The sequence below is a fragment of the uncultured Citricoccus sp. genome, assembly GCF_937871995.1.
Classification (GTDB): Bacteria; Actinomycetota; Actinomycetes; order Actinomycetales; family Micrococcaceae; genus Citricoccus.
The window spans coordinates 55,743-62,239 of record NZ_CALMQR010000058.1 but is presented as its reverse complement, the minus strand read 5'-3'; the positions used below and the strand labels follow the sequence as shown (position 1 = coordinate 62,239).

Annotated in this window: 7 protein-coding genes; 1 reads left to right on the top strand and 6 read right to left on the bottom strand. The window is 72.0% G+C overall.

Annotated elements, in window-relative coordinates:
- Nucleotides 1-50 precede the first annotated feature (50 nt).
- The 3 genes from Q0283_RS06660 to Q0283_RS06650 are packed head-to-tail and all read right to left on the bottom strand — an operon-like array spanning nucleotide 51 to nucleotide 3,614.
- Entirely contained in the window at nucleotides 51-1,388 is a 1,338-nt protein-coding gene (locus tag Q0283_RS06660) for a dihydrolipoamide acetyltransferase family protein (RefSeq protein WP_298043891.1), read from the bottom strand.
- Nucleotide 1,389: 1 nt separating this feature from the next.
- On the bottom strand, nucleotides 1,390-2,442 hold the full coding sequence (locus tag Q0283_RS06655) for an alpha-ketoacid dehydrogenase subunit beta (protein ID WP_010142768.1): 1,053 nt from the start codon (nucleotides 2,440-2,442) through the stop codon (nucleotides 1,390-1,392).
- On the bottom strand, nucleotides 2,439-3,614 hold the full coding sequence (locus Q0283_RS06650) for a thiamine pyrophosphate-dependent dehydrogenase E1 component subunit alpha (RefSeq protein ID WP_183524230.1): 1,176 nt from the start codon (nucleotides 3,612-3,614) through the stop codon (nucleotides 2,439-2,441). The genes Q0283_RS06655 and Q0283_RS06650 overlap by 4 nt, the downstream gene beginning before the upstream one ends.
- A gap of 183 nt (nucleotides 3,615-3,797) precedes the next feature.
- Here Q0283_RS06650 and Q0283_RS06645 point away from each other — a divergent pair, with 183 nt between their 5' ends.
- A complete protein-coding gene (locus Q0283_RS06645; protein WP_255459535.1) occupies nucleotides 3,798-4,283 on the top strand; it encodes an Lrp/AsnC family transcriptional regulator in 486 nt (161 codons plus the stop codon).
- Between the two features lie 7 nt (nucleotides 4,284-4,290).
- Here the strand turns inward: Q0283_RS06645 and Q0283_RS06640 are convergent, their stop codons facing one another.
- The 3 genes from Q0283_RS06640 to frr form a co-directional block, all read right to left on the bottom strand.
- Nucleotides 4,291-4,899, bottom strand: a complete 609-nt coding sequence (locus tag Q0283_RS06640) for a DivIVA domain-containing protein (RefSeq protein ID WP_010142772.1) — start codon at nucleotides 4,897-4,899, stop codon at nucleotides 4,291-4,293.
- Between the two features lie 100 nt (nucleotides 4,900-4,999).
- Nucleotides 5,000-5,911: a phosphatidate cytidylyltransferase gene (locus Q0283_RS06635; protein ID WP_183524225.1), complete on the bottom strand. Its 912-nt coding sequence runs from the start codon at nucleotides 5,909-5,911 to the stop codon at nucleotides 5,000-5,002.
- A 15-nt stretch (nucleotides 5,912-5,926) separates the two neighbouring features.
- The gene (frr, locus tag Q0283_RS06630) at nucleotides 5,927-6,484 is read right to left on the bottom strand and encodes a ribosome recycling factor (protein ID WP_010142774.1); all 558 of its coding nucleotides are present in this window, start codon (nucleotides 6,482-6,484) and stop codon (nucleotides 5,927-5,929) included.
- Between the last annotated feature and the right edge of the window lie 13 nt (nucleotides 6,485-6,497).

Genomic DNA, 6,497 nt, shown 5'->3' with positions numbered 1-6,497 from the left:
GAGGCCCCGGCCCGCAACCCCTCCACGCCGGAGCGGTCACTACATACCGTCTAGAACAGCGCGAGGGCCATGCCCGGTTGTTGCAGGACCGCACCCACGTCCGCCAGGAACCGTGAGCCCTGTTCACCGTCCACCAGCCGGTGGTCGAAGGACAGGGACAGCGTGAGGACCTGCCGCAGCGCGATCTCGCCGCGGTGCTCCCACGGCATCCTGCGCACCTGGCCCAGCGCCAGGATCCCCGCCTCGCCCGGATTGATGATCGGCGTCCCCGCGTCCACCCCGAACACCCCGACGTTCGTCAGCGTGAACGTCCCGCCGGTCAGCTGATCCGGGGTGAGTGCCCCCTCGCGCGCCGCCCCGGTCAGTGCGGCCACCTCGCGGGCCAGCCCGGCCAGGTCCAGCGCCTGGGCGTCCTTGACGTTGGGGACCATCAGTCCGCGCGGCGTGGCCGCCGCGATGCCCAGGTTGACGTAGTTCTGCCGGATGATCCGCCCGTTCTCCCCGTCCCACCGGGCATTGAGTCCCGGGGTGCGTTCGAGGGCCAGGCAGGCTGCCCGGGCCACCAGGGTCAGCGGGGTCAGCTTCAGTTCACGGAAGTCCCGGTGGCCCTTGAGCGACTCCAGCAGCTCGAGGGACTCGGTGGCGTCCACCGTGAGGAACTCCGTCACGTGGGGCGCGGTGAAGGCGCTCGCCGTCATGGCCGCGGCCGTGGCCTTGCGCACGGAGCGGATGGCCTCCTCCTCCGTGCGGGGCCGTCCGCCCAGGGTCCGCACGGCGGCGGGCACGGGCTCCACCGTGCGGCCGGGCTCCACCGTGCGGCCGGGCTCCACCGTGCGGCCGGGCTCCGCGGCCCGGGTCACGTCGTCACGCGTCACGGCCCCACCGGGCCCGGTGCCCGGGACGGCCGCCAGCTCCAGCCCCAGGTCCTTGGCCAGCTTGCGCACCGGCGGGGTGGCGCGGGGCCGTTCGCCGGTGCCGGCGGAGGGACGCGCCGGGGCCCCCGACCCCGCTGGGACCGCCTGGGCGGCCCGGGCCCGGCGAGCCGGGCGCCCGGCCCCCTCGGCGGCGGCGCCGTAGCCGACCAGCGTGGGCACGCGACCGTCGGAGCGGGCGGGGGCGGCGCCGTCGGGCCCGTCCTGCCCGGGCTCCCCCGGCAGGTCGAAGGACACGATGGGTGCCCCCACGGCCACCACCGCACCGGGTTCACCGTGCAGGGCGGTGATGGTGCCCTCGAAGGGACTCGAGAGCTCGACGACGGCCTTGGCCGTCTCCACCTCGGCGAGCACCTGGTTGACGGTGACGGAATCGCCGACCGAGACCTTCCAGTCCAGCAGTTCGGACTCGGTGAGCCCCTCGCCCAGGTCGGGCAGGTTGAAGACCTTCAGCATCTCAGCCACGCTCCGTTCCGTCGGCGGCCAGCGGCGTGGGTGGCGCGAACGGGTCGATCGAGTCCAGGGAATTGGCCCGGCCCAGGGCCCGGTCCACGCCATCCAGGATCCGGTCCAGGTCCGGGACGTGGTGGTGCTCCAGCTTGGCCGGAGGGTAGGGGATGTCGAAACCCGTGACGCGTACCGGCGCGTGCTCCAGCCAGTGGAAGCAGCGTTCGGTCACGGTGGCGGCGATCTCCGCGCCCAGGCCCCCGGTCCGGCTGGCCTCGTGGGTGATCACCAGTCGTCCGGTCCGGCGCACCGAGGCCTCGATCAGCCCGTAGTCCACGGGCGAGAGCGAACGCAGGTCGATGACGTCGATCGAGATGCCCTCGGCCGCGGCGGCCTCGGCGGCCTGCAGGCAGGTCTTCACCAGGGGACCGTAGGCAACGAGCGTGACGTCCGTGCCCTCGGCGGCGACCGCGGCCGGCCCCATGGGCCGGAGCGGGGCCGAGAGGTCCACCGGCCCGCGGTCGTGGTAGCGGCGCTTGGGCTCGAGGTAGACCACGGGGTCGTTGCTGGCGATGGCCGCCCGGATCAGGTCGTAACCCTCCTGCGGCGTGGACGGGGAGACCACGCGCAGCCCGGCGGTGTGCACGAAGTACGCCTCCGGGGACTCGGAATGGTGCTCCGGAGACCCGATGCCGCCGCCGAAGGGGATCCGGATGGTCACCGGCATCGGCACGGCGCCGCGGGTGCGGTAGTACGTCTTGGCGACCTGGGAGACGATCTGGTCGAACGAGGGGTAGACGAAACCGTCGAACTGGATCTCCACCACGGGCCGGTAGCCCCGGTAGGCCAGTCCCACGGCGGTGCCCATGATCCCGGACTCGGCCAGCGGGGTGTCCACCACCCGGTCCGGCCCGAACTCCTGCATCAGCCCGTCGGTGATGCGGAAGACGCCGCCGAGGGTGCCGATGTCCTCCCCCATCAGCACGACCTTCTCGTCCTCGGCCAGGGCGGCCCGCAGGCCCGCCGTGATGGCCTTGCCGAAGGTGATCTCCTGCGCGCTCATCGGGTCCCCGCCTCCAGCTGCTCGCCGTCGAACTGGGCCAGGTAGAGCCGATAGTGCTCGCGCTGGCGGGCCAGCTCGTGGTGGGGCTCGGCGTAGACGTGCTCGAAGAGCGCCTCGGGACCCGGGTCGACCAGCCCGGCCAGGCCGGTCCGCAGGGCGGCGGCCATCTCGTCCGCGGCCGCCGCCGACGCCGCGCGGACCACCTCGATCGTCAGGGGCCCGCCCTGGGCGTCCCGGTCGGAGTCCGTCAGGGTGGCGGCCAGGTGGGCCTCCACCCGGTCGATGGGGTCCTTGGCCCGCCAGGCCTCGACCTCGTCCTTCGAGCGGTAGCGGGTCGGGTCGTCGGCGGTGGTGTGCGGTCCCATGCGGTAGGTGACCGCCTCGATGAAGGTGGGGCCGCCGCCGTTGCGGGCCCGCTCCAGGGCACGGCGGGTGGCGGCCAGCACGGCCAGCACGTCATTACCGTCCACGCGCATGGCCGGGATGCCGAACCCCCAGGGGCGGTCGGCGATGTGCCGCCTCGCCTGGAGGGTGACGGGCTCCGAGATGGCCCAGTGGTTGTTCTGGCAGAAGAAGACGACCGGGACGTGGTAGCTCGCGGCGAAGACCATGGCCTCGTTGACGTCGCCCTGGCTGGTGGCGCCGTCCCCGAAGTAGCTGATCGCGGCCGCCTCGGAGTGGTCCCGGCGCAGGCCCATGGCGTAACCGACGGCGTGCAGGGACTGGGCGCCGATGATGATCTGCTGGGCGGCCAGGTTGGTCTCGGCCGGATTCCAGCCGGCGTAGGTGGAACCACGCCACAGCCGGACCAGTCCGAGCGGGTCGACGCCCCGCAGGTAGGCCACCCCGTTCTCCCGGTAGGAGGGGAACACGTAGTCCTCACGGTGCAGCGCCGCAGCGGAACCGACCTGGGAGGCCTCCTGCCCCAGGAGCGGCGGCCACAGGGCCAGCTCGCCCTGGCGCTGCAGGTGGGTGCACTCGGTGTCCAGGCGGCGGATCACCGTCATGTCCCGGTGCAGCCCCGCCAGCATGGTCGCGGTCACGTCCTCCAGCCAGGGGTCCAGGTCATGGTCCGGACGGCGGTGGCCCTCCGGCGTCAGGACCTGGTGCAGGTCCGGTTCGGGCACGTGCGGCATGCCGGTGGGCGGGGTGTTCAGACTGACCGTTCCCATGGGGGTCCTCCTCGATCGGGCCCGTCACTGGGTCGGTGATGGCCCTCGCCGTGGATGCGGCCTGGATGTCGGCCGCCGTGAGTTGTGATGCTAATCACATTGCGAGGGGTGCACAAGATATGATCAGCGCAGTGGGCAACCTGCCCGCGTTTCGCCCCCGACACCCGTGAGAACGTGAGCATGATGCGCACTCTGGACACCACCGACCTGCGGATCCTGGCCGCACTGTCCGACATGCCGGACGCCACCACCGTGGCCCTGGCCCAGTACCTGGGGCTGTCCCGCAACACGGTGCAGGCGCGGCTGGCCCGACTCACCGCCGAGGACGTGTTCCTCCCGTTCGAACGGCGGATCAGCCTGACGGCCCTGGGGCACCCGCTGACCGCGTTCGTGCAGGTCCACGTGCACCAGCAGCAACTGGCGGAGATCACGGCGGCGCTGACCCGGATCCCGGAGATCGTCCAGGCGCACGGCCTGACCGGGTCCGCGGACGTCTTGGCCCGGGTGGCCGCGCGCAACGCGGAGGACCTGTTCCGGATCCACACCCGCATCCTCGCCATCGAGGGCGTGGAGCGTGCGGACACCTCCCTGGCGATGGCCGAGCTGGTCCCGTGGCGGACCGTGCCGCTGGTCGAGTCCCTGCTCGACGGCGGCGCGGGGGACGGTTAGCCCCGCACTAGTCCAGCACGGTCAGGACGTCGATCGAGGCGTCCAGGAAGGCGTCGACCTGGGCCTCGTCGTATCCCTCGGCACCCGTGGCGGCGGCGAAGACGGCCCGGCGCACCTCGTTCGCGTCCAGGGGATCCTGACCCTCGAACCGCGCGAGCAGGCGACGGCACAGCGCATCGACGCCACCGACGTCGTAGCTGGCGGCGTCCGCGCGGGACGCACGCCGGAAGCGTTCCCCGTCCGGTCGCTGCAACCGTCCGCGGAGGATCTCCACCGACCCCTGCACCCGTGCGGACCAGGCGTCCTCGCCCTCGGAGCGGATCCGCTCCTGACGCTCGGCCTGGGCCAGTGCGTCCTCGAGGCGGTCCAGCACGTCGTCGACCTGGTCGGCGGCGTAGCCACCCTTGACGGCGTCGAAGGCGATCCGGCGGATGTCCGCGGACCGCAGGCCCCCGGCGCCCTCATAGGCCACGCGCGCCCGGGCCATGAACCGGTCGACCTGGCGCCGGTGGTAGCCGAACGTGTCCGGCGGGACGACGTCGAAGGGCTGCCGGTCGGCCGAGGCCATCACCCGCCTCGCGAGCCCCTGCGTGTCCTGCCGCGTGCCGTGGTCCATCGGGGAGGCGCTCCTTCTGCCGGAAAAGTCGTGGTGCCGAGACCATCGTAGCCAGCGGGGACGGGAGGGGGTGAGACCGGGCAGGGCGGGACGGCCGGGGTCAGACGAAGGGCAGCGCGAAGACCATGTAGGCGACCGGGGCGGAGAACACGAGGGAGTCCAGCCGGTCCATGGCCCCGCCGTGCCCGGGCAGCATCGAGCCCATGTCCTTGATGTTCAGCTCGCGCTTGACCATGGACTCGGCGAAGTCCCCCGCGGTGGCGGAGGCGACCGTCAGCAGGCCCAGCAGACTGCCGATCCACCAGGGGTGGTCCAGCAGGAAGTGGACCGCGAGGGTCCCGACCACCACGGACCCGCCCACCGAACCGGCGAAGCCCTCCCAGGACTTCTTGGGGCTGACCTTCGGGGCCATCGGGTGCCGGCCGAACGAGGCCCCCACGATGTACCCGAACGTGTCATTGGCCACCACCATGAGCAGCATGCAGGCCACCATGAGGTTCCCCTGCTCCTGGCGCAGCAGGGCGACGGCGAAGGAGAGCAGGAACGGCACCCACATCACGATGAACACGGACACCAGGACGCTCTCACCGCGTGCCGGCAGGTCCTCCGCGACGGCCCAGACCAGGATGAGCAGGACCGTGCCGAGCAGGGCCAGCACGAGCGCCTCGGCGCCTCCGGCGAAGGCCCCCAGGGGCATCGCCACGGCACCGGTCCACAGCGGGATCCGGGGCACGTCCAGGCCGCGCCGGGAGATCGCACTGGCGGTCTCGGTGACGCCCAGCAGCAGCAGGGCGACCACGAGGATCGCCAGCACGACCGGCAGCCAGATCAGGCCGACGAGAGCGCCACCCAGCAGGAGCGCACCGACGGTGATGGCAGCGGGGAGGTTGCGGCCGGCCTTGGCCTTCCGGGCCCGGGCCGCCTCCAGTTCCCGCCGCTGCCGCCGGGTCTGCGGTGGTCCCGGGTCCGGGACCGGCCGCGGCCCGGCGGGAGCGGAGGGTTCGGACGTCATCGGGTGCGGTGCCGCTCAGACCTCGAGGAGCTCGGCTTCCTTGCGCTTGGCCATGTCCTCGATGGTCTCGGTGTACTTGCGGGTCAGGGCGTCGAGCTCCTTCTCCGCGCGGCTCCCCTCGTCCTCACCGATCTCGCCGTCCTTGACCATCCGGTCGAGGGCCTCCTTGGCCTTGCGGCGGGAGTTGCGCAGCGAGACCTTGTGCTCTTCCGCCTTGGACTTGACCAGCTTGACGTACTCCTTGCGGCGCTCCTCGGTCAGTTCCGGCATGACGACCCGGATGACCTTGCCGTCGTTGGACGGGTTGGCGCCGATCTCCGAGTCGGACAGGGCCTTCTCGATGTTCCGCAGGGCGCTGACGTCGAAGGGGGAGATCAGCAGGGTCCGGGCGTCGGTGGTGGTGAACGAGGCCAGCTGCTGCAGCGGCGTGAAGGAGCCGTAGTACTCGACCATCACCTTGGAGTACAGGCCGGGGTTGGCCCGTCCGGTGCGGACCGAGGCGAAGTCCTCGCCCGTGGCCTCGATGGTCTTCTCCATCTGCTCCTCGGCGGCCTGAAGGGTTTCCTGCGTCACGTTGTCTCCTCGG